Genomic DNA, 25,423 nt, shown 5'->3' on the forward strand with positions numbered 1-25,423 from the left:
CTAGGCGTCCTTCCTTGCTCGTGCGGCCGTGGGGGACGCAGCATCCGGTGAAGGTGAAGACGGCCTCGGGCGGCGGGGGCCGACGACCCGGGGCGGGCTGCTCGGTGGGGCGGGTGCCGCGCTGTCGTCGGCGGATTGCGTGTGCGCATCGGCCGCCTGCCCGACTGTGTTGCCGACTCGCGGGCCAGCCTTGGCTGCTGTGGTGGCGACGACGGCCACTCCGGTCGGTCCCGCAGCGGCGGTTGCGCCCGCGGTGCCTGCGCTGGCGGTACTGCCACTTGCCGCGCCGGTGCTCGAGGTGCCGGTAGATCCGGCAGTGCTTGCCGAGGATGTGGCGGGGCCGCCACCGCCACTACCCGCTGTGGTGGGGGCCGTGCTGCCCCGGGCTGGCGTAGCGCTCTCACCGCCACTGCTCGGGCCAAGGATCTTCTTCGCGCTCTCCTTCATTGGTGCGCTCGGCACCGGAACGGGCCGGTTCATCGCCGATTTGGCTTCTTGCTCGCTCGACATGGCGTGGTACATGTCGAAGCCAATGAAGCTCAGGAACTTGTACGTGATGTACGGCGCGAACGCCGCGATGAACATCAGCACGATGCCCGCGATCGGATCGCTGATCGAGGCGAGATCCGCATCGATGGGTGCCGAGACCTGGGCGACAGCCACCAGGAAGATGACGACGAGCACAAGTTTCGACAGGATCAGGGCGATCACGAAGGCGACCCATTTCGTGAACCAGCCTTTCGTGGCATCCCATGTTGCACCCGCGAGGGCGATCGGGCCGAAAACGATCGCGACCAGCAGCAATGCCTTGCGGATGAGGAGCGAGAACCAGACGATCGCTGCGGCGCTGATCGCGAGCGCAGAGAGGAAGATCGTCACGATCGCGCCGACGCCGGGAGCGCCGATGCCGATCGCCGTGAGCCCACCGGCGAGCAAAGCGATGCGGTCGCCCATTCCCTCCATGGTGTTGCCGCTGGCCTGAACGACCCCGATCGTCAGCTGGTCGGTGATTTCGAGCATCAGCCCCGTGACGGTGATGAGCACGAAGGATCCCAGTACCGACTTGGCGAGGCCGAGTGCGGCCCGGGAGAGAGCGGTCGGGTCGCGGTGGACGAGCCCGGTGATGAGTTGCAGGCAGAAGAGTATGAGGGTGACGAAGACGGCGACGCCGAAGAGCACGTTGTACACGTCGATGTACCCGGGGTCGGTGACGTCGACGAGTGTGGTCGTGTCGAAGGCATTCCACACGGCCTCGAAGAGCCAGGCGGCGGCCGAGCCCATTGAACTCGCGAGCCAGTCGAACGGCGCCGCGATCAGGGAAGCAGTGCCTTCGCCGACGGTGTCGCACACCTCGGCGATGACTGGGATGTCGCAGACACTCATCGCTCTGCCCTGTCGTCTGACCGGGTCAGACGGTTTGGCCGACGTTCCAGAAGAAGTTGATGAGCGTGACAGCTGCGCCGCAGATGATCGCCGCCCCGCACGACACGAGCACGCCGAGCTTGCCGCGCGACGCCAGGTGCGGGTTTGAGGAGTTGGCGCCGAAGCCCCACACGATCGCCGAGATGATCAGGGCAAGCACGCTCAGGATCAGTCCGACGGTCATCACTGCCCCCACGATGACGCGTAGCTGCTCGATGCCGGGAAGCCCGGTCCCGTTGGGGTCGATGTCGATCACTGCGTGCTCCCTCGGTCGTGGCATGGGTACGAACGTCAGGTGCGCGCGGCGTTCCCGAGACGCGTCAGCGCCGCGAGTCGTTGAGCACTAAGTCGAAGTATCGCCGTGATGCTTGAGCGCCGATATCCCGTGGTCGGCGTTTAACGCGCCACGCAAGAATCCGAACGAGGAGGTCGGCCTTCTTTGTCGGTCGGCGGAGCACGCGCTGAGAGGCGATAGTCTTTCCGAATCCATCGTACGGAGGCCTGCAGTGTCGGAACCCCGAATCCATAGTCGGAGCTTCAGCGTTATGGGCGCAATGTTTGTCGCGGCGTTTGCCCTCGCTGGTTGCTCAAGCCCAGCGCCGACTGTAATTACCGCCGCGCCGGCGACAGGCGAGGCCCTTGTGGGAAACGGTTACGACCTTACGCTCCCCGAAGGCTGGTCTGAGCAGAGCGACGAATCGCTACTGGGCTTAGAAGACGTACCGGGCTTCGACGTGATGGCTTTCGACAAGACTGACCTCGACGGCTTCGCGGACAACCTCAACGTCATTGCATCCTCTGCGGGGGGAATGACGCCTGACCAGGCGGAGTCGCGCGCTGTGGACGAGTTTGAGGGCGCGGGCGTAAACGTGACGATACGCGACCGCATCATGGTCGCAGAAACGGAATCCGTTCACCTCTCAGCCAGGGGCTCTAGCAACGGAGCAGACTACCAAATCGAGCAGTTCCTCATCCCTGTCGCGGATTGGAATACGTTCGTCGTTACGTTCTCCTTTAGCCCGACCGTTTCCGAATCGGACCGCAACAACCTTTCGGAATCGGTGCTGGCGACCTGGATCTGGGCTTAAGAGCCGCACCGCCCCGCCGCTGGCCACTCGCCTCCTCAAGGTGGGGGCGCAAAACAGCATCGTTTTGTGAACCCGACGAGGACCACGACCTCACATCAACGGCGTGTTTCAAGCACCGGCCGTGCAGGTCCCTCCGTCGGCCGTCGAAACTTCCGTTTGTCACAGCCACCTCTCGTGCTTTCGAAGAACAGTTTCACTGTCGAAAGTTCCAAAAGCGGTGTCATGTGCACCCGAGGCGTGAACCGCATCCGATACAACGGCAGCGCGCCCCCGAATGAGCGCTTTCGGCCAAGCCGCCAGCCATGGCACCTTGGAACATGCCCAGCCAGTACACCCACGACATGTGCCGCATCTGCCGACAGAAGACCAACTGGAAGTACCTGCCGAACGAGCGGGACCAGTGGGGGCGTACCCTCATGGTCTGCACCAACTGCAACACCAGAAAATCGAAGCCCGGCCAGGAAAAGCAGAACCTCTGACGCCGCCCTCCAAGTAGCGAGCGGACATCTGGCCCCAGATGGGCACACCCAAAGAACGGCCCCTATGCTGAGCCCATGACCAACGCCGCGCAACTGTCGTTTGGGCTTGCAGATGCAGTTCTAGCAATGTCCTCGACGCTGACAGCAACCAATTTCTACCTTGACTCGAGTGATCTCGAGGGGGACTTCCTCTCGACAGCCGCGGAACGACGTGCGCGTCTGTACGAGCACCTCAATGCTGTGGAAGCCGGCGACCTCGTGCTCGTCGGCGAGGCCGCGGGATGGCAGGGGGCTCGGCAGTCCGGGGTGCCATTCACCTCAGCCGCCGCGGTAGGTCTTCGCGGCAAGATCGAGCCAAGTGCCACTGCCGTACACAAGTTGCTCGCGAGCGTCGGGGCGGGCGAACGCACTCTCCTTTGGAATGCGTTCCCGCTCCATCCGCATGATCCGGGCAAGCCTCGCACCAATCGGACTCCCACGTCGGCCGAGCTAGATAGCGGGATGGATGCCCTCCGTCTGGCGATAGCGGGTCGCCGCATAGTCTGCGTCGGCAAGAAGGCCGGGGGGAGTGTCGAGCAGCTTCTAGGCCACAAGATCCCCGACATCCACCACGCCTCTTCTGCCAGCCCGGCGATAGTCGTCCGCCACCCAAGCTACGGTGGCGCCCCGCGATTTGGCTCTGAGACCGCTGCGGCGCTCAGTATCTGGAATTTGGGGTAGACGAAGTCTGACAGTGGGAGTGTCGCCCCTGAAGGTTCATCGGGATCTGACGGCCCAGCGGGAGCGGACATGACCGCGAGACAGCATAGGCGCTATGAAGCGAGGCGGAGAGCGGCCACGGAAGATGGTCGTGAACCGACAAACTCACATCTGCAATGCAAGTTGAACCGTTCCCGGTTTCATGCCGCAGTTCTACCAGCGACGTTCTTGGTGCTGAGCAGCTGATTGTCAGAGCTGTCCGCCGACCTCCAACAGGAAGTTGACCCAGGCGATGCAGGCACCGGCGAGCACAGCAGCCCCGCACGCCACCCAGAGTCCGATTCGGGCTTTCGTGGCAGCTTGGAAGTGGCCGTTCGCTGTGGCAAGTGCCCAGGTGACCCCGCAGAGGATCATCATCAGTACCGCCACGATGAGCACGAATGTCAGCAGGGCGCCGACGATGCTCTGCAGTTCGGCGGCGCCGCCCACGGCGCCGAAGTCCGGGAAGATGTCCATATCATGCTGCCTTTCCTGGTCTGCACCCCGCCGGCGCGACCTCGGCACTGGCGAGGCCCGTTGCGCCGTGTTCGGCGAGCCACACCATTGCGTTGACGGCGGGCTCGCGCTCACCGCCCGGGTGAATCTCGACATGAAGGTGTGGGCCGGTCGATTTGCCCGCGGAGCCGACGTCACCGATGTGTTGACCCGCGACCACGCTGTTGCCCACTGCGACGTGGATGCCCTCGTCATACATGTGGGCGTAGTACGAGGCGACGCGCTCACCGCCGACTGTGTGCTCGATGACGATCAGCCCGCCGTACGTGCCACGTCGGCCGGCGAAGCTGACGACTCCGTCGGCGACTGCGAGGATCGGGGTTCCCGCAGGTGCGGCGAGGTCGCTTCCGGCGTGGAAAGCCTGCGCTCCGGTGACGGGGTCGGTTCGCCAGCCGAAGCTGTCGGTGCCGGTGTACGTGCCAGCAGGGAGCGGGAACACGATGCGTGAAGTCTCCGGAACAGCCGGATTCGCAGCATCCGCGCTCGCCGAAGTAGGTTGAGTGAGCGCAGCAAGGATCGCTTCCGCGACCGGCTGATAGTTCTGATACCGATCGGGGTAGGCGCTAACCTCCACAGCTTGCGCGGCCTCGCCCGGGTCCACGAGCTGCCAGCCGGCAATATCGAGTAGCCCGCGCGGTGATCCGGCGTTCGGCCCAGATAGTCCACCGAAGAATGCCCGTGCCTGATACTCCGGATCCATGAGTTCGGCGACGGTGCCCCAACCCGAGATCGAGCGCATTTGGAAGAGCCCCAGCGAATCGTGATCGGAGCCGAACCCGTCATTGGGGTAGCTCGCGGACTCGGGGTACGCGGTGGGATTCGCGAGCATGCGCAGCGTCGACTCCGTGAGCGCGGCCATCAGTGCGATCAGCGCTCCCTCGCGACCAACGCCGGCCGTGCGTCCTCCGACGGAGAGGATCGTCGCCGCATGGGTGAGCTGCTGTCGATTGAGGGTGATCGACTGACCGTTTCGCGTGTGTGCGGTTAGCGAGTCCGGGATGCTGCCAACGAGGAGCGATCCCGAGCCGCAGGAGATCGCAGCGGGGTTCATGAGCGCTGCGACACTCACCAGGCCAACAAACGGTCCGACCAGCACGAGCAGTGCGAGGATGCCGATGATCTTCTTCATCGCTCGGCCTCATTCCAGGGGACGGTCGAGCTGCGAGAGGCGAAGCAGCGCACACGGGTCCAGGCCCGGGCACGCGACAAACGCTGTGAACGATACCTGTCGCTCCGTACGCGTGACCTCGGTGTTCCACGTGCCCGCACGATGGCGGGTTCCCACGATGGTCAGTGCCGTGGCGCCTCGCGGGAGCTGGCCTGGCGCCGCCTGCTCGAGCGCGGTCGACCAGGCATCCGGCACGGTGACTGATTGCAGTTCAAACCACTGGAGAGTGCCGAACGCTCTGAGTTGCTGCCACATTTCGGCGATCGGCAGGTAGCCACGAACATCGGATGCCACGGCCGCCGCTTCATCCACATCGGCGGCGTCGACGAGCACTTGTGCCCACGCGGCGGGGCCACTTTCGTGGCGAGTGTCCCAGGTGAACAGGGCACGCGCGACGCTGCGGGCGAACAGCACCGGGTCTGACGTCCCGGCCACGGGCTGAGGCTGGCCGATGCGCAGCGGCAACGTCGGCGAGACGGATGCTTCGTTCGCCGGCACCTCCGTCCGGCTCGCGTTCGCTGGCCCACGGAGCAGCCCGTAGAGGCCGACTGCCATGAGTACGAGCAGCGCGATGGCGCTGCCGACGATGGCGATGATCAGCCGGCGCCGGCGAACAAAGTGCATGGTGAGCTCCTCGAGAGCGCGTCGTAGAGCCGCGCTATCTGCAAGGTGCACCCGATTGTGCTTGGTGGTGGCCGCCTGAGTTGGGCAGGGTGTGCTGGTGTCGGTGCGTTGAATCTCAATGGCGATGGGTGACGAAAACCCTCAGGCGTTGCTCGGCGCACTCAACCCAGCGTCTTGGCATATTGTCAAGCCATGACGGTTTCCGAGCGGCAGTTGCGTAGAGACGAGTTGCTCGAACGCTCGTTAGCTCTTGCCGCAAGGCTGAAGCGAGCTTTGGACGCCTTCGACGGTGGGGCCCTCGACGCTGCAGAAGATGTTTCCGCGTATACGCGCACCCTGCTGGCATCTGGGCAGGGCAACATGGTCATCTCGAGGCTCTGCCGTGAGCACAGTCTGCCTCTGCCCCAATTGGCCGTATCGGCACCGCCAGCGAAAGCGCCATCTGTGTTTCTCTCGATCGGCCTATTGCCTACTGGCGAGGATTCGAACGCAACCGAACATCGAGGAATCTCAAAAGTCATTGGTTTCCGTTCTCTCGTCGAATCACCCGCGGTTGAATCCAATGCCACGCAGCGGACTTCGAACTCCTGGGGCTACGTCGCGAACCAGTTTGGCAACACATGGGGCAGTCACATCTCTACGACAGTCCCTGAACTCTTCTCGCGCTTCGCGATGTTCGATTCGGTCGGGATTACGCTTCGTGAGTACGCTGTCCGGCAACTTGGGTGGTTGGCTGAAGAGGCACTTAGGCAGACACTGTCTAGCCACGACTCAAGTTTGGCGGCGGCGACGAGCACGCGAGGAGTCGACTTCCGTGGACTAACAATCACTCATTTGACGGTGGCCCGAAGCGATCCAGGCGCACCGTTCGATATAGCCCCGCAGTTCTCGCTCACACATATCAACGAGCCATCGACGATCATCAATTACGAACACGATGGTTATCGCACATGGCTCGGATTCAAGGACGGGTATCTGCGCATCGAGGGTAATGTTCCTCAAGGACAAATTGGGAAGCTCGCACCTCGGATTTCGTTTAGCTCCGTGCCTGGCACCAAGTTCGTCTCGGGCGCTCCTCCTCTGAAAGTGAATCGACTCCACTAGAACCGTGCACCCGGTTACGCTTCGCGAGCCACTGCGCCTGAGTCGGCGCGCAGCGCTCGGAGCTCCTCGGCGAAGGCGGTCGTGGATGCCACGGTCGCCTCGAACAGCTCCCACTGCTCGGCGGTGAGCTCGGAAGCGAGTTCGGCGCAGTCGTAGCGGAGCCACCAGTCGTGCATGTCGTTCCAGAGGAAGACGAACGCGCGGGTGGGGAGCTTCGTAGTGCTGGATGGCGACGGCGGCGGGTGAACCGGTCGCTTGTTCTTGGCCTTCGTTTCCGCTTTCACGCGCACAAGTGCTTCCCGAGCCAGTTGTTCGAGCTCGGCCACGCTCGCCGTGCGCTCAGCGGCATGCACCCGTGCGGCAGCCATCGACGATGCCTGACGGATACCCGCGGGCTGTGCGGCATCCGCTGCCAAACTTTCAAGCTCAGCGACAGCCAGCTGCGTGTTCAGGCGGCGGTGCGCGGACGTGACCGATCCGCCGTTGTCGATCACACCCAACTCGAGCTGTGCCTGCTCACGGAGGATCGAGTCGAGGCTCTCGTCACCTGCGATGCGTTGTACGTCGCTGATACGGTCGAGCGTCGTATACGAGCGCCGCCCGGTCACGAGAAGCGCCGCCTGCGCTCGGGCATAGCCATCGAGAAGCGTCACCGGTGCTGCCACCGTGGCAGCACCGTCTGAGCTGCGGTTTCCCTGCTCGGAACCGAATCGCGATGCCTCCTGACGGTGCCGCGCGTCTTCGGCCAGAAGCATCTTCACCTCGCGGTACAGGGAGGCGGCCTCGGTCGGGCCCAGGGACTTGTGCAGTGCGTTGTCGTCTTGCTCCGCGAGCAGCTGGGTCAGCCGGTCCGAAATGCCGGAACGCACCCAGACGTTGAGCTTGCGCACGCCGAGCTGCCGAAGCGCGGCCAGCCGGCGGGCACCGCAGACGAGAATCCCGTCGGGGGTCACGGTGATCGGCTGCAGCAGTCCTTGCCGCTTGATCGAGGCAGCGAGAGCCTCGATGTCGCCGAGGTCGGTGCGATGCCGCGCACCGATTCGGATGGAGTCGATCGAACGCTCCAACTCGATGTGACCCGGAGTGCTGGTCATGCCAGTACTCCCGGCACGTTGCTGGCGATATCCGAAATCAGCTCGTCGTCTCGAAGGAGAGCGTGAAGCGGTTCGCCGACGATCAACCGAAGCAGGATGCCGCGGCCGGCCGCTGTGTGTGCCTGCAGCGGGTCCGAGCATCCCAAGAGCGCTCGGAGCATCGTCATCCAGGCGCGCTGTGGAAGGTCGAGAAGTGCCCGGGCGGCGTAGTCACGCCGCAAGGACTCGTACGCAGAGGGCCGAGATGCGGCGTCCGCCAGTCGGCTGCAGATGTACTCGACGCCGTCGCGTGCGCGGTCCGGCGGCCAGCCGAGCAGGGTGAACAACGCGATCGCGTCTTCGACGGCCGAATCCACACCGAGCGGTGGTGCATCGGACGCCTCCTCGACCGGGGTGGTGCGGAACGCGGGGTGATAGTCCGGCAGCGGGTGCTCGCGATCGCTGAAGCGTTCGGCGTCGTGGTAACCAGAGAGGCGAGGACGGCGCGCTTGGTGCACAGAGCAGAGAAGACCGTGTGCGCGTTCCTCGGCGATGCAGGTCACTTGCACCGCGCGGGTGACGATCGCCCAGGGGTCATCGGCGCGCAGCACGGACGGCGCCCGCATCGCGTCGAACGCGGCGGCGGCAGCCTCCCAGGGATCCAGCCCGTGCTTGCGCGCCAGCGCCGCGTAGCGTTGCGCGGTGAAGCGCATGAGCTCGGCTGCCTCGCGATCCGTTCGCCAGGCGGAACCACCACCAGCCTGCAAGCGACGGAGCAGAGTGCGCAGGCCCTCGGAGTCTCGAAATGTCGCCGTCCCGGCATCTGGTGGCGCGTTCCAAGCCATCGCCGTGCCTGCCGCGGGTGCGGTCGAGGTCGCAGCGCCCAGCGGGGTGGTCATGGCTCGCGCCGCCCGAGGCCGTACCGCGCAACCGATGGATGCGCGTTCGGTTGCCCGAACTCGGAGAGCGGAGGAAGTTGGGCTGTGCGCTCTCGGATCGCCCGGCGGGTCGTCGCGGGCGCTCGCCGCATGCGACGGGCCAGTTCGGCCTCAAAGTCGAGTCCGCGGCCGGCAATGCGACCGGTGCCGGTGTTCAGGAGATCCGATGCGCGAATCCACACAATGCCAGGCCGCCGGGCAGGCTTGCCCATGTTCGAGGAGCCCGGGAGTGCATTACCTTTAGAGCGCCGGGGGAGTACCGAGAGGTCCGCGTGCTCGGCGTGCACCGGATGCGTGCGATCCACCTCAACGGCATCCTTGATGCGCGCTTCCAAGCGTGGTTCTTCATACTCGTGCTCATCCATCGCTTGTACCCTCGCCTACTCTCGTGGTTTGGACAGCAGGTGCGCCCGGGTGCACCCGGAACCACCGTCCGACGGTGGACGGGTGCACGCCGAAGTGACGTGCGATCGCCGAGTTCGACCAGCCGAGCGCCCGGAGCGACGAAGCGTCGGTTTGGCCCGCATCGCTCGCCGCGGCATCCGCTCGAATCGCGGTTGCCGCTGCCGGTTTGGAAACCACTTGCTCCGCGGGAGCCAAGGCGCGGCTGGCCTCGTGCCGCATGAGTACTGAGGTCAGATGCGTGATGGCGAGGAGCACGAGGGGCGGGACCGCGGATACGGATGCCGCGAGCAGGAGGGGTACATCGGTCGCTCCGGCAACGAGCGCATGGATCGCGTTTGCGGCGACCGAGATGGCGGCGCCTGCGATGAGAAGCATCCACGGGTACCATGCGGCGCGTGACCGTGTCAGCGCCACCACGGCCACCGTCGCGACGACGATGATTCCGTCGACGATGAGCGGCCACACCCACGCTCGAGCCGCGTCGATGCCCGAGCGGCGGGCGAGGTCGGTGAGCGATGTGAACGAGAGCCAGAACGCGCCTGCGGCGATGAATACGGTGCCGATGATCGCGGTGACCATCGCCAGTCGGATGCCTTCTTCGCGGGGCCGTGTCATGAGAGGCATGGCGCATCCCCATTTCTGCGCTGCTGGGGAGCGGCCCGCTCGCACCACGTCGCATCTTGTAAACCTGATGCAACCGGTGGGCTCTTTTCAGTGGACTGACGGCTCGCCGAGCGGATGGTCGCGGAGATCTCTCGCTCCGAGAGCCCGGCGCTCGCCGCAGCGGGGGAGAGCGCCGCTTCGACGTCGGTCGGCGCGAAGCCGGCCTCAGCGAGGCGGCAGGCGGCCCAAAACAAACCACTGTTTCGCTCACCCTCCTCCAGCCGGCTCACCCAGTGCGCAAGTCGGTTCGGCTCCGGCACCGTGGCAGCAGCTGGTCGTGATGTCGCTCGAGACGCCGCTTGCGATGCCTTCGGGTCGACAAAGTCGCGCAGCGCAGCAGCATCGACCGGACTCGAACCGTTGGGGGACAGCGAGACGAGGCGATAGGCAACTCGTCCGCTGTCGATCACCAGAGCAGAGGGAGGCACGACTACGTAGCCACCGTCTCCGCGGAAGTCGATGTGTGCCATGGCCGATTGCCAGCAGCGTTGCGGACGGGCCGGGTTGGCGGGGTAGTAGATGTGGAGGCCGCCAGACGGAGTGCGTACCCGGGCAATCCCATCCGGAACAAGTTCTGCCGCGCTCGCTCGGTCGAACGCGACGAAGCCCGAGCCGGCATCCGCCACGTCGATGTCAACGACGTCGATCCCCGAAACGCTGCCTGTCGGCATCCCGAGGTTTGCCTCGGGCCAGCGAGCCCACCATGTGCGCACTTGGTCGACGTCGCTGCTGGCGTCATGAAAGCCTGCGTGGGTCAGGGGGCGTTTGCCGCCACTGGCGCACGGAAAGATTCGGATGCCGGAGCGAGCGAAGGCGAGTGCGGCGTCGCGCGCGGGCATCCCGTTCGTCAGGAAGAGCACCTCAGCGACGCCCATCACAGCTTCAGCGCTCCGAGCTGCTGCGCCGGGCGGACAGGCAGTACCGCCGCGGCTGTGGCGGCGAGGCCCAGCGCAGGCTTCGATCGGTCGAGTCCAGGGGGATTACCCGCTCCGCTATGCGTAGTTGGCAGCTGGTCGAGAATGGCCACGGCTGCTCGACGCACCCGCTCGCCGGTCGACTGCACGACCTCCACTGCAGTCTTGCCCGACACCGTCGTTGCCCAGGTTGATACGTATGGGATCGTGTAGGCGCTTGTGTCCATCCCATGGGCCGCGCCGATCATCAGAGCTACCGATTCGGCTTCGACTTCGCCGATCCCGCGGTGAGAGAGCGCCTCGGCGGTGGGTTCATGCATCCGGATGTGGGCGAGCTCATGCGCGAGCGTCTTGACGCGGGCCGCGGCATCCATATTGGCTCGCACTGTGACGACGCGGCTTCCGAAGTCGGTCATGCCGTTCGCGCGACCGAGTGCCGTTGCGTCCTCCGGGGTGGACAGGCTGAACCCACCGCCGCGGACGAGTGCAGCGAGCCCGTCCCAGAGTCCGGTCGGTGCTTCGCTGCTCAACAGTTGCGGGGTGGGCCGCGCGGGGAGGGGCGTGCCATCCGTCTGGGAAACGTCCCAAACATAGGCCGGTCTGACTCCGACCATGCGCGGGCGAACGATCTCACCTGGTCGCGGCCTCTCGTTGCGGTTGAGCCTCCGCCATGAGGAAGGATCGGCCGGTGTGGATGTCGCGAAGCGCGCGTTGACCGGAGCGAAGACCATGTACCCCTTCTGGCCGGCGACGACGTGACGACCAAGTGTGTGCCACTGCTTGAACCCTGCGACGTTGCTCGGAAACGGTTCGGGAACGAGGCCGTGTCGGTAGGCGGCTTCGTGTTGAGACCAGATCAGGAGCGTGTTGTTGAACGAGCGCGACCGAAAGTGGGCGGCAAACTCCAGCGCTCGCTTCCACTCGTCGCCGGTGACGAGCGCCTCGACAGACGAGACCAGGCGCTCATGAAGCCCCGCGAGCTTCGCATCCAAATCTTGATGCGCTTGCGGATCCGTCGACACATCGATCACCTTCCCGATTGCTCGTCACGCGCATGACGCGGCTGACGCATAGGTGTGCTCTGCTGCGCACGGATGCCGCAGGCGCAGTGACGGACATCGCGAGCCCTGCGTGCGGCGATGGCGCGGACTCTGCCGGAACCTTTAGAACGTGCCAGCACTTCCTTTTGAGCATGCTCAATTTGATAGATGCATTCGTTCTAACACTTGAATTGAGCATGCGCAACCCTTGATTTGAGCATGCTCAAGGAGTAAATTGAGCCTTCACGCCGTGTGAAGACTCACAATGAGCAGACGATGGTGACGTGCCTGAGCAGAGGTGGTGAATGGTGATCCGCGACTTGACAGAGGTTGAGAGCAAAGCGGCCGCAGAGGACCTCGCGAAGCGCCTCCGGCTCTTGCTTGACGTCGCGATCGCCGAGACCGATTTCGAACCGACGTTCTCGCAGATCGCCGCATTTCTTGAGGCGCGCGGGGCGAACCTCTCGCGATCTCGATGGACGTACATGGTGAATGGCCACCGGTACGTGCAAGACCAAGCGATCTTCGAGGGCCTTGCTGAATTCTTCGACGTGGATGCCGCCTTCCTCGTGGGCGCGGAAGGCGCTGAAACGCCGGCCAGGGTGAGCGCACAGCTCGACCTAGTGCGATCTATGCGCGCCGCGCGCGTGAAGTCCTATGCCGCTCGCACCTTGGGCGACATCTCACCGAACGCGCTTCAGGCGATCAGCAAATTCCTCGACGAGGAGATCGCCCGCACATAACCAGCGGTCTGAGTACGCCGGGGACGCTGGGATCCAGACACGTCCGAAGGAGAGTGACGACATCGTGAACACCGAAGTGATCGTGTCGGCGGCGTTCAACGGCCTTGGGCTCGGCGATGCGTTTTCATTCGACGAACTGGTTGGCGCTGTGCAAGGTCGGCGCCAGCGCCGCCTGCGCATCGTCGAGCTTGCTGAACTCGGCGATCACGACGGACTGTGTGCCGTCTGGCTCATGACGGATACCGAGGATATGGTGCTTCACGCCCACAGCGACTCGGCATTGCACCGGCAGCAGTTCGTACTGCACGAGTTCGCGCACATCCTGCTCGACCATGGTGTCGACGATGATCCTGAGATGCCGGATGTCCTCCTGCCCGACATCCCTCCCGAGACCCGCCGGCGTCTGCTCCGGCGTCAGAACCTGGACACCGCCGACGAGATCGTCGCGGAGTCGCTGGCTGACAAACTGGCCGCGGCGATCAGAGGTTCGACCATGCACGGCTCCAGATTTCTGGAGATCTTCGGGTGATCCCAATTCTCGTCTCGGCCCTGATGTGGACGCTCCTCGCGTTTCTGCTCATTCTGAGACGAGGGCGCGATGAACGCAGCATCACGTACGCCGCGCTTACCATCGCGGTCGCGATGACGCTCAACATCGACCCCGTCTACGAGACGGTCGATAGCCTCGTTGGCGGCACCAACCTTGCAACCCTTGTCGCTGATCTCGCCCTGATGGTCGGCATCTTCTTCCTCGGCCGCGCAGTCAATAGGGCATCCGATCATCAGTCGTGGGCCGTTCAACTCGTACTCAGGCGTTCCACGCTCGCGATCGCCTTTGCCTGCGCGATCATCGCGTTCTTTCTCATCGATCGGGGCACCACCACCACGAACTTCATGATCGAGTTGGGGGACCAGCCCGCCGCCGCTGCCTATTCGGTCATCCACTTCCTCTACTACGGGAGCGTCGTCGCGGCGATGGCCGTGCTGTGTGCGCGACAGGTCCGAGTCAACGAGGGTGCGCAGCGGCTGCCATCGGTTTCCCTGCTGCTCGGCAGTACTCTCGGAGTCATACTGGCCGCCGTCATCATCACGATGGATCTCGCTCACGCGGCAAGAAACGACGAGCTGTTGACGTCGGCATCCGTCGCGTACGGACCGCTGAATCTGCTGACGTTCTTCTTCCTCTGTCTTGGGTTTGCCAGCCAGCCCGCAGTTCGCGCCGTGGAGCGGCGTTCGAGAGAGCGGATGACGCGGGTGCTCGTGCGGGAACTCGAGCCACTCTGGGGCGCAGCAACTACCGTGCGCCCGGGCATCAGCCAGAACGAGGCGGCCGCATTCCATGCCGATGAGCCCGAAACGCTTCTCCATCGCCAGGTCGTGGAGATCCGTGACGCGATGATCGATACGCGGGTGTCATTCGAACTGAGTGAGGCGGAGCGGGAACTCGTTGAGCGTGCCGAGCTGCACCTCCTCGGAGCCGGCTCGACCGGCACGACGAGCGCCGCTGACTCGACTGCGCCGATCGGCGAAGGGCGGAAACGCGCATGAGAATCGGCTGGGCGATAGCGGCCACGGCGGCTGCGGCTAGCATCGCCATTGGAGGACTTGGCCTGGTCATTGCAAGGCGCCTCACTGCCCCCGTGGTTCGGCGAAGCTATGAGCTCACAATTCGGGGTGTGGATACTTCGGGGGAGCGGCCGATCGTTCTCCTCGACCGCACTCCGCACACCGCCGCGCCCGGCCTCTACTGCCTCCTGCTCGAGAATGGTGGTTTAGTTCGCCTTTCGAGCGAAGTCGAAAACCATGGACCGGAGCGCATCGGCCGGGAAGTCTTGGGAACGCTCGATGAGGGCCTGAGAACTGGTGCACGAGCATCCTGGAGCGGCATCTACTTCTCCAGCCCGGAGGATGCCGGCCTTGAAGCAACGGACGTCGACGTGCAGACGGACGTCGGCACAGCGCCGGCTTGGCTCGTCACCCCGCCCGCGGGCTCTTCGTCGACGTGGGCGATCCACGTGCACGGCCTCGGAAGCCCGCGCTCAGGAACGCTTCGTGGCGTGCAGGTTGCCAACGAGGCCGGACTCACGTCGCTCGTCGTGAGTTACCGGAATGACGGCGAAGGTCCAACAGTCGGATCGGGACGATCAACGCTCGGCGCCACCGAGGTTGACGACGTGCGGGCTGCCGTGCGCTACGCGCTCGCGCACAGGGCGCGCCACGTCATCCTGTTCGGCTGGTCGATGGGTGCGACGATCGCGCTGCAACTCTCTGCCGAACCCGCGTTTCGGGGGGTCGTTGCGGGGCTCGTGCTTGAGTCGCCCGTGCTTAACTGGGGCGCGACGATCAGCGCAAACTGCACTCGATCAGGGTTGCCGGCTTGGGCGGGTGCCCTCGCCGCGCCGTGGCTCGACAACTGGCTGCTCGCTCGCGTCACTGGTCTCGGTGATTCCGTCAAGTTGCGCCGTTTCGATTGGATTGCGCGTGCCGACGAACTTGCCTTACCGACACTCATCCTCCACGGTTCCACCGACACGTCGACACCGATCTCGGTATCGGCTCGTCTCCGCGATCTCCGGCCCGACGTCGTACACCTCGAGAAGTTCGACGCTGGTCACACGATGACTTGGAACGAAGCTCCGGCGCGATGGCGTGCGACTGTGATGTCTTCGCTCGAAGACGAGATTCGACCTTCTTCAGGCATCGGCTGACAGCATCGAAGCTCCGCTCGAATGAGCAAGTACCGGGTCTCGCAGCCTCACAATCGTTTCGGCCAACGCCGACAGACAGGATCCGTTGCACGAACAAACCTTGAGCCCAGTTCCTACGAAGTCCGTGATCGGACGCTACGGTTACTCTCATCGCGTGCGCGGCATGGTGCCCTCAGTAGTTGTTGAGGAATGAGGCACAACTGCCAGACGAGGGTTCCAGCGTGGGCGACGAGATCAGATAGGTGACGGAATGAGCGACGTGGAATCCGTGTGGCACTACACGACGGCTGATGGGCTTCACAGCATAGTGAGCCGAAACGTGCTGTGGGCGACCTCCTACCGCTTTATGAACGACTCGAAAGAGCCAAAGTATGCCACCAGCGTCCTCACCGAGGCTGCCAGCGAAGTGCGGAAGGATCTCGATCCGGCGCACGTCCCTCGCTTCGATCGCCTTATGCGATTCGCGGCCCGCAATGGACTCGAGGCATTCCTGCTATGCGCCGCCCGCAAGCCTGACCTACTGACTGTTTGGCGGGGATATGGCTCGGCAGTCCCGTACGCGATCGAACTGGATGCAACGGTGGACTTGCTCCCCGTCGAGCAAGACAGCGCGAGCGCACACCCGTCTCCTCCCGCCGGGTGGGAGCCCGAGATCGTCGATGAGGATGACGAGGGTAACCCCATCTTTGGGCAAGATCCAGACGCGATACAGATCGAGATTCAACGCTGGACGGCAGTGCAATACAAAGCGAAACCAGCGCGCAAGCGGGTCGAGCGCATCGCGAAGCTCGCTGCCAAGCAGCCCAACCCGCTCAGCGAACACTTATTGCCATGGATGGAACTCGGTGGCATCGACCTACTCCAGCTTAAGCATCCTGCATTCGTTGATGAACGGGAAGCGCGCACTGTTTTTGAAGTGAATCCACGATGGAAATTCGTCAAGCACCGCGCGACCCGGTTTGGGCTCACCCCCTACATCGAAGTTTCCGCCGCCGATGACGATAATCAGTACGCGAGCAATGATCGCTTCGTGACGCATCCGGCCAAGAAATTGCCGATCCGTGCCGTGCACATTGGTCCCAGCCCGCTTGGTGAAGAATCTGTCGCCGCCCTGCGAGAGTTTCTTGAGTTCAACGGATATCCAGATTTGCCAGTTCTGAAGAGTGATACGCCGTTTAGATGAGCGGGCTCGTGCCTCGCGAGTGCCTTTTCACGTAGCAGCCGAGTAACTGCATGCAGTTGCTCGGGCCCAGTCGAAAACCTGTATTGGACGTCGCGCGCCGAGTCTCGCACGCACCGCAGAAGCGGGTCAGGAGCGCCGCCCAGGGGAGGGCGGCGTTGCACTTGGTACTGGGTCGCTGAAACCGGTCGCACGTCGACTGGTAGGTCCAGGCCGATGCCTCGGCCTTCTCCTCACCTGTCGAGGACGCTCTATACGAAGCAGGTGCACGACCGACCGTCACTTCTTGACGCTGGACCCCAGATTGACTTGTGCGGAACGGCCCAGCGATCGGGATGAACGAAGCGTTGACCAGCCGTCCATTCAGGGTCCCACGCCTCTTGCAGATCGAGGCGGCGCACCTTCTGCGCGAAGGCTGAGGTGCGCGGTGACGGTGTCGATGCGGGTGATGAGCGCGGGGGACGGGTACAAGTACCTCCTGCACACCGTCGCCGCTGCCGACGGCAACCGCTCGCTTTCGACGCCGCTCACGCGCTACTACCAGGCGAAGGGCACGCCGCCAGGGTGCTGGATAGGCGACGGCGTCCGCGGGCTGGGCGATGGCCGGATCGCTCATGGCGACGAAGTCACGGAGCCGCAGTTGCAGTTGCTGATTGGCATGGGACGGGACCCGGTCAGCGGAGAACCGCTCGGGCGTGCATACCCCGTTTACCCAAGTGCCACGGAGCGGACGGCAGCGGACGACGCCGAGCTCGACCAGGAACCCGGCCCAACAGAGCGGGCCGCGGCACCCGCAGTTGATGTGCAGGGGGAATCGGGCAGCGGGAGACGGCGGGCGGTCGCGGGCTACGACTTCACATTCTCGATTCCGAAGTCGGCGAGTGTCCTGTGGGGTATTGCGGATGCGCATATCCAGGCGACCATTGCGCGCGCCCACCACGCGGCGGTTGCCGAGGTGGTTGTGTTCATCGAGCGCGAGGTTGCGGCGACCAGGACCGGAGGTATGGCGGGCGACGGCGCTGTTGCTCAGGTCGACGTGATGGGGCTGGTCGCGACGGCGTTCGATCACTTCGACAGCCGGGCCGGTGACCCGCACCTGCACACGCACATCGTGATCAGCAACAAGGTGCAGACCGTGCTCGATGGCAAGTGGCGCTCGCTCGACGGCCGGCCGATGCACGCAGCTGTCGTTGCACTCTCCGAGTTGCACGAGGCGCTCTTCGCGGATGCGCTCACGCGCGCGCTCGGCGTGGAATGGGAGATGCGCGCGCGGGGGAGCGACCGCAATCCCGCGTGGGCGATCAGATCTGTTCCTGAAGCGCTCGTTACCGATTTCTCGACGCGGTCGCGGCACATCGACATCGAGGCCGACCGACTGATCGACGCGTACGTGAGCGAGCACGGTCACCGGCCAAACCCGACGACGATCACGAAGCTGCGCGCACGTGCAACGTTGTCTACGCGGCCAGAGAAAGAAGTGCACTCGCTCGCAGAACTGACGGCGGAATGGAGCGAGCACGCCGCCCGCATGCTGGGGACGGAGGCGACGGCTTGGGCGAGCGTTGCGGCCGCGAGCCGGCCGGTGCGCCTGTTGCGTGCAGAGGATGTGCCGCTCGACGTGATCGCTGCGACCGGGCAGAGCGTGATGAAGACCGTGAGCGAGAAACGTTCTACATGGCGGCACTGGAACCTTGCGGCCGAAGCTGCACGCCAGACGATGCACTATCGCTTCGCTGCGGCATCCGACCGCGAAGCCGTTGTGGGTCTCATCGTTGACGCCGCCGAATGGGCCTCGCTTCAGCTCACGCCACCGGAGCTGGCCACGAGCCCGGCCGCATTCCGGCGCGGTGACGGCACATCTGTATTTCGCCCGAAGCACTCCATCGTGTTCACTTCGCACGAGCTGCTCGATGCGGAAGCGCGGTTGCTCGAGCGCGCCGCGGACGAGACCGGACCACGCATCCCACTGACCGCGTTGCGTTCGACCGCCTCTCGAAAACTCGCGGGCGGGCTGGGCGATGATCAAATCGCGGCGCTGACGGCTGTCGCCGGATCGGGGCGAGTCATCGATGTGCTCATCGGACCAGCCGGCGCGGGTAAGACGACGGCAATGCAGGTGCTTCGGCGGGCATGGGAGCGCGAGCGCGGGGTGGGCTCTGTCGTTGGGCTCGCCCCTTCTGCAGCCGCCGCGAACGTGCTTGCGGAGGACATTGGCATCACGACAGAGAATTTGGCCAAGTGGTGGCAGAACCACCTGAACAACGTTCGTCCCTTCGAAGCCGGGCAGCTCGTGATCATCGACGAGGCATCCCTGGCGGGTACCCTGCAGCTGGATCGCATCACCGCGCTCGCCTCGGAAGCCGGAGCGAAGGTGCTGCTCGTGGGCGACTACGCCCAGCTGCAGTCAGTCGACGCGGGAGGTGCGTTCTCCCTGCTCGTGCACAACCGGGCGGATGCGCCTGAGCTCGTTGACGTGCACCGCTTCGTGCACGAGTGGGAGAAGGCGGCATCACTCGGATTGCGGCAGGGCATTCCCGAGGTGATCGACCAGTACGTCGCTTACGGTCGTGTGCGCGACGGCAGCACAGATGCAATGGCGGATGCCGCCTATCTCGCATGGCGCTTGGACGCCCGGGCCGGCCGGTCGACCGTGCTGATCAGCGACTCGAACGAGACGGTCGCGTCGCTCAACCTGCGCGCCCGCACTGATGGCATTCTGGACGGCCGTGTGGACGCGCTCCACGAAGTCGCCCTGCACGACGGCACGGCCGCCTCGGTCGGCGACACGGTCATCACCCGCCGCAACGACCGCCGGCTGCATACAGCCCGCACGTGGGTACGCAACGGCGACCGGTGGACGGTGCTTGCCGTGGGGCAGAAAGGCTCGATCGAGGTGCGTAGGCAAGGTCGCCCATGGGGGAGTACGGCGGTGCTTCCCGCCGACTACGTGCAGCAACACGTTGAACTCGGCTATGCCGTCACCTCCTATCGTGCCCAGGGAATCACGACCGACACCGCTCATGTCGTCGTGGCGTCGGGGACGTCACGGGAAAACTTCTACGTCGCAATGACCCGCGGACGGGAGGCGAACACCGCCTACGTCTCCGTCGACCGGCCCGATGTCGCCCATGGCGGGCCGCGCCCGGGCGACGATTCCGAGCCGTCGGCGCGCAGCATCCTGTTCGGCGTTCTGGATCACGTCGGCGCAGAGCTCTCCGCACATGAGACACTCGCGGCGGAACAGGTGGCCTGGGGATCGATCGCGCAACTCGCGGCGGAGTATGAGACCATCGCGGCGGTCGCGCAGCAAGCCCGATGGTCCTCGCTGGTGCGGAGTAGTGGGCTCACGCCAGACCAAGCCGACGCCGTCATCGACTCGGATGCATTCGGGCCCTTGGGAGCAGAGCTCCGGCGGGCCGAGGCAAACCACGTGGACGTCGAACGGCTGCTTCCGCATCTGGTCTGGGCGCGTGGGTATGACGATGCGCAAGACATCGCGGCCGTTCTGCGCACGCGAATCATGAGGGCAGTGGCGCAGGATGGTGGCGCTGGCCGCGCGCGGAGGACTCCGCAACTGATCGCAGGGCTCATCCCGACGGCCGTCGGGCCAATGGATGCCGACTTGGCTCGTGCCTTGGTCGAGCGCGGATCGCTCATTGAAGTGCGCGCAAAGGAGCTCGTCGATCACGCGCGGCGCGCGAAGGCAGAGTGGGTCCAAGCCCTTGGCGCACCGCCGCGTGCAGCGCCTGCTGCCGCGGAGTGGCAGCGACATGCCCGCACGGTGGCGGCATACCGCGATCGCTACGGCGTTACTGGCTCAGGTCCGCTTGGCCCCTCGTCGCTGACGACGGCGCAAGAGCTTGATGCCGCGCGTGCGCGTGCTGCTCTCGAGGCGTCGCGGCGGCTGGCGAGTAGCGATTCCGAACCACTGAGGGCGCCGAGCCCGACTGTCGCCGCGCACCTTCCATCCGTCGGATTGCAGGTTTAGACTGACCCCAAGCAACCTCTTATGCGCCGTCGCTCAGTGCGACGACATGACTGCCACTTTCGGACAGCCCTTCCAATGTTCTCGTTGCCGAACGCTCGGAGGGTTGCATGATGTTCGGATTCGCTTTGAGTTTCGCGTCTCACGCCCACTATCTGCTGCGTCGCTTCTTGCCGACCAATGTCTTGCTCGACGCGATCCACAGTCGCCGCGGCTTGAAATGGGGCGTCCCCGCGATGCTGCTCGCCATTCCCTACGGGCTCGCCGCGGTCTATTGCTCCGGCGCGGTCCAAGCCGGTGGCTCGGGCTGGTTGAGCGCGTTCGCGTTGCTGTTCGTATGGAACGCGTTGAGATTAGTCGTGGCCGGGCCGGTTGCCGCAACCCAACTAATCCACGTGCGCGCCTGTGAGGCGCGAGCGCGACGGCGCCCATGCGTTGGCACCGCGCGCGGACGCGCTGCGGTTGGAGATTTCGCAATGCCAGTTCGATCGCCTGCTCGCGGGGACGTCGCCATCAGGTGAGATCCCGTCTGCGATCGGAGTGGGTTTGGCCGGTGGACGTGCTTCTGGCCAATTCGAGGTGACGCGCTCTCGCTGCGCACTGCGACGTCGGCCGCGGCTCAGGGCCAAACCCACTCCTGGCTCCAATCGATACAGTGCGATGCTGGCTGCCGTCGATTCTTGCCGCCGTCACGCTCGTGATTCAAAACGGTGCAGACCATCCCCGGTCGCCTCGTTGTCATGTCCCGATAGGTGGCCGGCCCTGAGTTTCGCGCAGCGCAGCGCGCTCCGGCCCACACCGAACCGCATATTGCGCCATCAACGAGTTCGTCGACAGCATCCGGTACCGCGACGGGAGCCACACACCTTGCGGATACGCGCGGATGGGTTGTGCGACGGCTTGTGCGGCCTGAGTCAGTGGGTCCCGCCGGCGACCAACCTGAACTTTGGGGTCGGGATCGGCGGGGCGATCTGACCGTCCAAGCGAGCGCGCAAGTCACTTGCGATTCCGGAAATGAGCTCGCGGAAGCTCGTGTCGACTGACGACAATTGAGGCGACCACAGCTGCCCTACGCGGGTATTGTCGACTCCAATAATGGCTATTTCCTCTGGTACGCGGAGGCCGAGGTCGCGAGCTCCTGCTAGGAGGGCCAGGGCCACATCGTCGTTGTAACAGGCGACACCGACGGGTGCGCCCTCCGCCAGGATCTGGCGGATCGCTGCCGCCCCGCCGGGCGCATCGATCGGCACGTTGACCTGACGAGGTTCAGGAATGCCATGCTGCGCGCAGTACTCGCGTAGACCGGCCAATCTGTACGGACCATAGAGGTCGTCGCGCTGGTCAGCAATCGCGGCGAACCAGAGGGGCTTGGGGCCTTTCGCAAGTAGTGCATCCGCCTGTAGTTCTGCGATACCGCCGTCCAGCGTGCTCGTTAGAGGTCGGCGAGGCGTGATTATGGTTCCGCGATCCTCGAGATAGTCCCGGTCTTCGGGTGAAAGCACGCCGAGATCCACCAGAGCGAGGGGGCGTAGCGCCAGAACGGCGTCCCTAGTTGCTTTCGGTGTTTCGCTCGCGAATCGCACAACCACGTTGCCCGCTCTGGGGCCGGTGGATTCCACGACTTGGTCTACCGCGTCCTGCAGGTTGCTTCCGAACGTCGTGTTCGGTAACAGCACGACAATCGTGTCCGAGCGACCGCTCTTGAGGGATCGGCCAGCAAGCGACGGGCGATAGTCCAGAGCCGTCGCCGCAGCAAGCACGCGCTGATGCGTGGCATCGGGATAACGCTCACCCTTGCCGTTCAGGATGTTGCTCACCGTCGAGCGTGAGACGCCTGCCTGACGAGCAACGTCATGGCTGGTCACGGCACGTCGCGCCTCTTCAATCCGCTCCACTACGCCATCATCGCACATCTCATTTCGGTCTCAGCGGTCGTAGTTGGAGATTGTTGGTGGATTTAGGCACACGTGTGCCTTAGAGTTAGGTGTCGCGCGTCACTAAGTCGAGTACTCGACGACATGACCTCATCACTACACGCTTCCGTGCAAGACAAAGGAGTCACAATGAAGTTCCACACACCCGCCAGGCTGACGGCTATCGCCGTCGCCGCGGCCCTGCTGCTCGCCGGTTGTTCTGCCGGCGGATCACCCCCTTCGGAGCAGGGGCCGACCACACTTCGACTCGCCATTCAAGCTCCGCCGGCCTCGTTCGAGATCGGTAACTGGTCAGGTGGAGAGTCGTACCTCCCGGTTGCGATCTTCGAGCCCATCATCAACCAGGACGTTGATGGCTCGTTCATCCCCGGCGTTGCCGAATCATGGGAGTACAACGAGGATCGGACGGTCCTGACGTTCACAATCCGCTCGGGCCAGACCTTCACCGACGGCACTCCCGTTGACGCTGCCGCTGTTGCGGCGTCGCTCGAAGCGCACCGCACCGGGCCCTCCGATTCGGCGCTGTACTCGGCGGTATCGTCCATCGAGGTCCCTGACGACACCACGGTCGTGGTCAACTTGTCACGCCCGGATGGTGCGTTCCTCTCGATCCTGACAAGCACTGCCGGCAGCATCGGCTCCGCCGAATCGCTGGGCACTGAGGAAGCGAAGCTCTCCCCGGTCGGTTCTGGACCATACATGCTGGACGAGGCAGCGACCACTGTGGGCTCGACCTATGTCTTGGAGCGCAACTCGGGCTATTGGGACGCGGACGCCTTCCCCTTCGACACCGTCGAGCTGCAAGTGATCGCGGACCGTACGGCCGTGCAGAACGCTGTGCTCGCCGGCCAGCTGGATTTCGGCTCCATTCAGCCCGACGACGCGTCACTGTTCGTTGCGGACAAGTTCACTGTGGGCGAGAACAAGCCGTCTGCATACGGCGGGCTGTGGCTCGTCGACCGAGAAGGGACGGTCATCCCGGCCCTCAAAGACGAACGCGTTCGCAAGGCCATCAACCTTGCGTTGGACCGGGAGGGCATGGCGAAAGGTCTCGGAGCGGGCGCTTCGTATCCCACGAATCAGGTCGTCAGCCCGCTCGGCGAGGCATACTCCCAGGATTTGCTGTCCGAGACGCCGTTTGACGTCGAGGAGGCCCAGCAGCTGATGGCCGATGCGGGTTACGCCGAGGGCTTCGATGTCACCATGCCGAGCACTGTGATCTCGACGCAGTTCGAGTCGACCGTCTCTCAGCAGCTTTCGGAGATCGGCATCCGCGTCGCCTGGGAGACCGTGCCGTTCCAGGACTTCTACTCGAAGGTCTTCGCGGGCAACTACGGGATGTTCTTCATGTTCAACGGTGCGAACTTCAACGACGCGCAGGCGATCACGTCGGTGCTGTCGGGAGTCTTTAACCCGTTCCAGTCGACGTCTCCCGAGCTGGAGGAACTGTTGACGACGGCCCATGCTGCGTCTGAGGACGATGCCGCAGAGGCATGGCGTGCCATCAGCGAGTACTACCTCGACCAGTCGTGGTTCGCCATTACTAACTATTCGACCGGCAGCTACGTCGTCGCCAACAACATCGACTACACCCCGCCGATGACATCATCGCTTTCGCTGCGCCCATGGACGCCCGCAAGCAGCAACTAATTTCCTTCTACCTAAGTGCGGGGGCAGTAGCCCCCGCACCCCAGGAGCACTTGTGATTGCATACATCGCCCGACGCCTCGGCTCCGGCTTGGTCCTCATCTTCGTCGTGACGGCCATCACGTTCTTCCTCACCTACGGTGCGAATCTGCCCGTCGCACGCAACATCCTCGGCCCGAACGCAGGCCAGGATCAGCTCGACGCGCTCAATGCCAAGCTGGGCCTGGATCGTCCGATCTTCGAGCAGTACTTCTCCTGGCTGGGTGGCGTCTTCCGTGGAGACCTCGGGGCGTCGTATTTCAACAGTCAGCCGGTCGTCGACGCGATGGCATCGCGACTGCCCGTCACCATGTCGGTGGTCGTTGTGGCCGCGGTGATCACCCTCATCATGAGCGTTGTCCTCGGCGTCGCGTCCGCCGCGAAGCGCGGTGCGCTTGACGTCGTACTCCAGGCGATTTCGACTATCGCGTTTGTCTTCCCCGCCATCGTGCTCGGAATCGTTCTGGTGTACGTCTTCGCAATTAGCTTGCACTGGGTCCCAGCAATCGGATTCGTGCCTTTCTCCGATTCACCCGGAGGGTGGTTCGCATCGATCATCCTGCCGGCAGTCGTGCTCTCCATCGGTGGGATCGCTGCGCTAGCGGCGCAGATTCGTGGCTCACTGATCGACGAGTTGAGTCGCGACTATGTTCGTACGCTGCGGAGCAGGGGCACGTCGGAAGGCGAGATCCTGCTGAAGCACGCGCTTCGAAATGCTGCGGGACCCGCGTTGACGACTTTCTCGCTGCAGTTCATCACCATGTTCGGCGCGGCGCTCTTCGTGGAGAAGATCTTCGCCCTCCCCGGCTACGGCAACTATGCCTTCCAAGCCACGGTACAAGGCGACCTCCCGGTGATGCTCGGAGTGATCCTCTTCAGCGTCGTGCTTGTCGTCATCGTCAATCTCCTCGTCGACCTGGCAAACGGTTGGCTCAATCCGAAGGTTCGAGTCTCATGACCACTCTCGAAATCGAAGCCACCGTGCAACCGCAGGCACGGGCGAAGAAGCGCGAAG

25 protein-coding genes are annotated in these 25,423 nt (G+C 64.2%); 13 read left to right on the forward strand and 12 right to left on the reverse strand.

Translation table 11 applies throughout. From position 1 onward, the window contains the following. Together ASC66_RS11250 and ASC66_RS11255 are read right to left on the reverse strand one after the other, a co-directional pair. Entirely contained in the window at positions 1–1,383 is a 1,383-nt protein-coding gene (locus ASC66_RS11250; protein ID WP_055839289.1) for a TrbL/VirB6 family protein, read from the reverse strand. A 25-nt stretch (positions 1,384–1,408) separates the two neighbouring features. Further along, positions 1,409–1,702: a DUF6112 family protein gene (locus ASC66_RS11255; RefSeq protein WP_055839292.1), complete on the reverse strand. Its 294-nt coding sequence runs from the start codon at positions 1,700–1,702 to the stop codon at positions 1,409–1,411. Between the two features lie 265 nt (positions 1,703–1,967). Between ASC66_RS11255 and ASC66_RS11260 the strand changes: the two genes are divergently transcribed. The 3 genes from ASC66_RS11260 to ASC66_RS11265 all read left to right on the forward strand — a co-directional run bounded on the left by ASC66_RS11260 (position 1,968) and on the right by ASC66_RS11265 (position 3,709). Then, on the forward strand, positions 1,968–2,510 hold the full coding sequence (locus ASC66_RS11260) for a hypothetical protein (protein WP_055839294.1): 543 nt from the start codon (positions 1,968–1,970) through the stop codon (positions 2,508–2,510). 302 nt (positions 2,511–2,812) lie between these two features. Beyond that, a complete protein-coding gene (locus tag ASC66_RS18150; protein ID WP_157509763.1) occupies positions 2,813–2,989 on the forward strand; it encodes a hypothetical protein in 177 nt (58 codons plus the stop codon). Positions 2,990–3,064: 75 nt separating this feature from the next. Beyond that, the gene (locus ASC66_RS11265) at positions 3,065–3,709 is read left to right on the forward strand and encodes a uracil-DNA glycosylase (RefSeq protein ID WP_055839297.1); all 645 of its coding nucleotides are present in this window, start codon (positions 3,065–3,067) and stop codon (positions 3,707–3,709) included. 228 nt (positions 3,710–3,937) lie between these two features. On the opposite strand, the gene ASC66_RS11270 is transcribed toward ASC66_RS11265, so the two are convergent. Genes ASC66_RS11270 through ASC66_RS11280 form a run of 3 tightly spaced genes read right to left on the reverse strand, consistent with a single transcriptional unit; the run spans position 3,938 to position 6,035 of the window. Further along, positions 3,938–4,204 (reverse strand): DUF6112 family protein, encoded by a 267-nt coding sequence (locus ASC66_RS11270; RefSeq protein WP_055839299.1) that lies wholly within the window; start codon positions 4,202–4,204, stop codon positions 3,938–3,940. Between the two features lies 1 nt (position 4,205). Beyond that, positions 4,206–5,372, reverse strand: a complete 1,167-nt coding sequence (locus ASC66_RS11275) for a M23 family metallopeptidase (protein ID WP_055839303.1) — start codon at positions 5,370–5,372, stop codon at positions 4,206–4,208. Between the two features lie 9 nt (positions 5,373–5,381). Beyond that, positions 5,382–6,035, reverse strand: a complete 654-nt coding sequence (locus ASC66_RS11280; RefSeq protein WP_055839307.1) for a hypothetical protein — start codon at positions 6,033–6,035, stop codon at positions 5,382–5,384. Positions 6,036–6,227: 192 nt separating this feature from the next. Here ASC66_RS11280 and ASC66_RS18155 point away from each other — a divergent pair, with 192 nt between their 5' ends. Beyond that, positions 6,228–7,139 carry a hypothetical protein gene (locus ASC66_RS18155; RefSeq protein ID WP_157509764.1) on the forward strand — a complete coding sequence of 304 codons (912 nt, stop codon included), beginning with the start codon at positions 6,228–6,230 and terminating at the stop codon, positions 7,137–7,139. 14 nt (positions 7,140–7,153) lie between these two features. On the opposite strand, the gene ASC66_RS11285 is transcribed toward ASC66_RS18155, so the two are convergent. The 6 genes from ASC66_RS11285 to ASC66_RS11310 all read right to left on the reverse strand — a co-directional run bounded on the left by ASC66_RS11285 (position 7,154) and on the right by ASC66_RS11310 (position 12,154). Then, positions 7,154–8,233, reverse strand: a complete 1,080-nt coding sequence (locus ASC66_RS11285; RefSeq protein WP_055839310.1) for a ParB/RepB/Spo0J family partition protein — start codon at positions 8,231–8,233, stop codon at positions 7,154–7,156. Then, positions 8,230–8,925 carry a hypothetical protein gene (locus ASC66_RS11290; protein WP_353612523.1) on the reverse strand — a complete coding sequence of 232 codons (696 nt, stop codon included), beginning with the start codon at positions 8,923–8,925 and terminating at the stop codon, positions 8,230–8,232. Before ASC66_RS11290 ends, ASC66_RS11285 begins: the two co-directional genes overlap by 4 nt. Before the next feature lie 182 nt (positions 8,926–9,107). Further along, entirely contained in the window at positions 9,108–9,515 is a 408-nt protein-coding gene (locus ASC66_RS18160) for a hypothetical protein (protein WP_157509765.1), read from the reverse strand. Next, positions 9,508–10,179: a DUF2637 domain-containing protein gene (locus ASC66_RS11300; RefSeq protein ID WP_235496868.1), complete on the reverse strand. Its 672-nt coding sequence runs from the start codon at positions 10,177–10,179 to the stop codon at positions 9,508–9,510. Before ASC66_RS11300 ends, ASC66_RS18160 begins: the two co-directional genes overlap by 8 nt. Further along, the gene (locus ASC66_RS11305; RefSeq protein WP_055839317.1) at positions 10,167–11,093 is read right to left on the reverse strand and encodes a bifunctional DNA primase/polymerase; all 927 of its coding nucleotides are present in this window, start codon (positions 11,091–11,093) and stop codon (positions 10,167–10,169) included. Before ASC66_RS11305 ends, ASC66_RS11300 begins: the two co-directional genes overlap by 13 nt. Continuing rightward, positions 11,093–12,154, reverse strand: coding sequence for an ArdC-like ssDNA-binding domain-containing protein (locus ASC66_RS11310; RefSeq protein ID WP_055840349.1), 1,062 nt, complete (start codon positions 12,152–12,154; stop codon positions 11,093–11,095). Before ASC66_RS11310 ends, ASC66_RS11305 begins: the two co-directional genes overlap by 1 nt. Positions 12,155–12,477: 323 nt before the next feature. On the opposite strand from ASC66_RS11310, the gene ASC66_RS11315 reads away from it, so the two are divergent. The 7 genes from ASC66_RS11315 (at position 12,478) to ASC66_RS11345 (ending at position 21,309) form a co-directional block, all read left to right on the forward strand. After that, positions 12,478–12,915, forward strand: coding sequence for a hypothetical protein (locus ASC66_RS11315; protein WP_055839321.1), 438 nt, complete (start codon positions 12,478–12,480; stop codon positions 12,913–12,915). Between the two features lie 64 nt (positions 12,916–12,979). Next, complete coding sequence (locus tag ASC66_RS11320; protein ID WP_055839324.1) at positions 12,980–13,444, forward strand: ImmA/IrrE family metallo-endopeptidase; 465 nt, start codon at positions 12,980–12,982, stop codon at positions 13,442–13,444. Continuing rightward, positions 13,441–14,463, forward strand: a complete 1,023-nt coding sequence (locus tag ASC66_RS11325; RefSeq protein WP_055839327.1) for an MAB_1171c family putative transporter — start codon at positions 13,441–13,443, stop codon at positions 14,461–14,463. Before ASC66_RS11320 ends, ASC66_RS11325 begins: the two co-directional genes overlap by 4 nt. 128 nt (positions 14,464–14,591) lie before the next feature. Beyond that, positions 14,592–15,623 carry an alpha/beta hydrolase family protein gene (locus ASC66_RS11330; RefSeq protein WP_235496869.1) on the forward strand — a complete coding sequence of 344 codons (1,032 nt, stop codon included), beginning with the start codon at positions 14,592–14,594 and terminating at the stop codon, positions 15,621–15,623. A gap of 250 nt (positions 15,624–15,873) precedes the next feature. Next, the gene (locus ASC66_RS11335; RefSeq protein ID WP_055839335.1) at positions 15,874–16,806 is read left to right on the forward strand and encodes a hypothetical protein; all 933 of its coding nucleotides are present in this window, start codon (positions 15,874–15,876) and stop codon (positions 16,804–16,806) included. Positions 16,807–17,242: 436 nt separating this feature from the next. Continuing rightward, positions 17,243–20,791 (forward strand): MobF family relaxase, encoded by a 3,549-nt coding sequence (gene mobF / locus ASC66_RS11340; RefSeq protein ID WP_055840351.1) that lies wholly within the window; start codon positions 17,243–17,245, stop codon positions 20,789–20,791. Between the two features lie 107 nt (positions 20,792–20,898). Next, complete coding sequence (locus ASC66_RS11345) at positions 20,899–21,309, forward strand: sulfate permease (RefSeq protein WP_200944807.1); 411 nt, start codon at positions 20,899–20,901, stop codon at positions 21,307–21,309. A gap of 393 nt (positions 21,310–21,702) precedes the next feature. On the opposite strand, the gene ASC66_RS11350 is transcribed toward ASC66_RS11345, so the two are convergent. After that, complete coding sequence (locus ASC66_RS11350; RefSeq protein ID WP_162243504.1) at positions 21,703–22,683, reverse strand: LacI family DNA-binding transcriptional regulator; 981 nt, start codon at positions 22,681–22,683, stop codon at positions 21,703–21,705. A gap of 168 nt (positions 22,684–22,851) precedes the next feature. Between ASC66_RS11350 and ASC66_RS11355 the strand changes: the two genes are divergently transcribed. Together ASC66_RS11355 and ASC66_RS11360 are read left to right on the forward strand one after the other, a co-directional pair. Further along, a complete protein-coding gene (locus tag ASC66_RS11355) occupies positions 22,852–24,372 on the forward strand; it encodes an ABC transporter substrate-binding protein (protein ID WP_055839346.1) in 1,521 nt (506 codons plus the stop codon). Between the two features lie 52 nt (positions 24,373–24,424). Further along, positions 24,425–25,366, forward strand: coding sequence for an ABC transporter permease (locus ASC66_RS11360; protein ID WP_055839349.1), 942 nt, complete (start codon positions 24,425–24,427; stop codon positions 25,364–25,366). Positions 25,367–25,423: the final 57 nt, after the last annotated feature.

It is taken from the genome of Leifsonia sp. Root4, assembly GCF_001425085.1.
In the GTDB taxonomy this organism is placed as follows: Bacteria; Actinomycetota; Actinomycetes; order Actinomycetales; family Microbacteriaceae; genus Microterricola.

What these genes read in the sequence shown, in the direction of transcription:
- ASC66_RS11255 (WP_055839292.1), bottom strand. Translation starts at nt 1,702, where the DNA reads ATGCCACGACCGAGGGAGCACGCAGTGATCGACATCGACCCCAACGGG.
- ASC66_RS11250 (WP_055839289.1), bottom strand. Translation starts at nt 1,383, where the DNA reads ATGAGTGTCTGCGACATCCCAGTCATCGCCGAGGTGTGCGACACCGTC.
- ASC66_RS11335 (WP_055839335.1), top strand. Translation starts at nt 15,874, where the DNA reads ATGAGCGACGTGGAATCCGTGTGGCACTACACGACGGCTGATGGGCTT.
- ASC66_RS11290 (WP_353612523.1), bottom strand. Translation starts at nt 8,925, where the DNA reads ATGCGCTTCACCGCGCAACGCTACGCGGCGCTGGCGCGCAAGCACGGG.
- ASC66_RS18155 (WP_157509764.1), top strand. Translation starts at nt 6,228, where the DNA reads ATGACGGTTTCCGAGCGGCAGTTGCGTAGAGACGAGTTGCTCGAACGC.
- ASC66_RS11285 (WP_055839310.1), bottom strand. Translation starts at nt 8,233, where the DNA reads ATGACCAGCACTCCGGGTCACATCGAGTTGGAGCGTTCGATCGACTCC.
- ASC66_RS11280 (WP_055839307.1), bottom strand. Translation starts at nt 6,035, where the DNA reads ATGCACTTTGTTCGCCGGCGCCGGCTGATCATCGCCATCGTCGGCAGC.
- ASC66_RS11270 (WP_055839299.1), bottom strand. Translation starts at nt 4,204, where the DNA reads ATGGACATCTTCCCGGACTTCGGCGCCGTGGGCGGCGCCGCCGAACTG.
- ASC66_RS11315 (WP_055839321.1), top strand. Translation starts at nt 12,478, where the DNA reads ATGGTGATCCGCGACTTGACAGAGGTTGAGAGCAAAGCGGCCGCAGAG.
- ASC66_RS11265 (WP_055839297.1), top strand. Translation starts at nt 3,065, where the DNA reads ATGACCAACGCCGCGCAACTGTCGTTTGGGCTTGCAGATGCAGTTCTA.
- ASC66_RS11345 (WP_200944807.1), top strand. Translation starts at nt 20,899, where the DNA reads ATGATGTTCGGATTCGCTTTGAGTTTCGCGTCTCACGCCCACTATCTG.
- ASC66_RS11300 (WP_235496868.1), bottom strand. Translation starts at nt 10,179, where the DNA reads ATGCCTCTCATGACACGGCCCCGCGAAGAAGGCATCCGACTGGCGATG.
- ASC66_RS11305 (WP_055839317.1), bottom strand. Translation starts at nt 11,093, where the DNA reads ATGGGCGTCGCTGAGGTGCTCTTCCTGACGAACGGGATGCCCGCGCGC.
- ASC66_RS11260 (WP_055839294.1), top strand. Translation starts at nt 1,968, where the DNA reads ATGGGCGCAATGTTTGTCGCGGCGTTTGCCCTCGCTGGTTGCTCAAGC.
- ASC66_RS11355 (WP_055839346.1), top strand. Translation starts at nt 22,852, where the DNA reads ATGAAGTTCCACACACCCGCCAGGCTGACGGCTATCGCCGTCGCCGCG.
- ASC66_RS18150 (WP_157509763.1), top strand. Translation starts at nt 2,813, where the DNA reads ATGGCACCTTGGAACATGCCCAGCCAGTACACCCACGACATGTGCCGC.
- ASC66_RS18160 (WP_157509765.1), bottom strand. Translation starts at nt 9,515, where the DNA reads ATGGATGAGCACGAGTATGAAGAACCACGCTTGGAAGCGCGCATCAAG.
- ASC66_RS11275 (WP_055839303.1), bottom strand. Translation starts at nt 5,372, where the DNA reads ATGAAGAAGATCATCGGCATCCTCGCACTGCTCGTGCTGGTCGGACCG.
- mobF (WP_055840351.1), top strand. Translation starts at nt 17,243, where the DNA reads ATGCGGGTGATGAGCGCGGGGGACGGGTACAAGTACCTCCTGCACACC.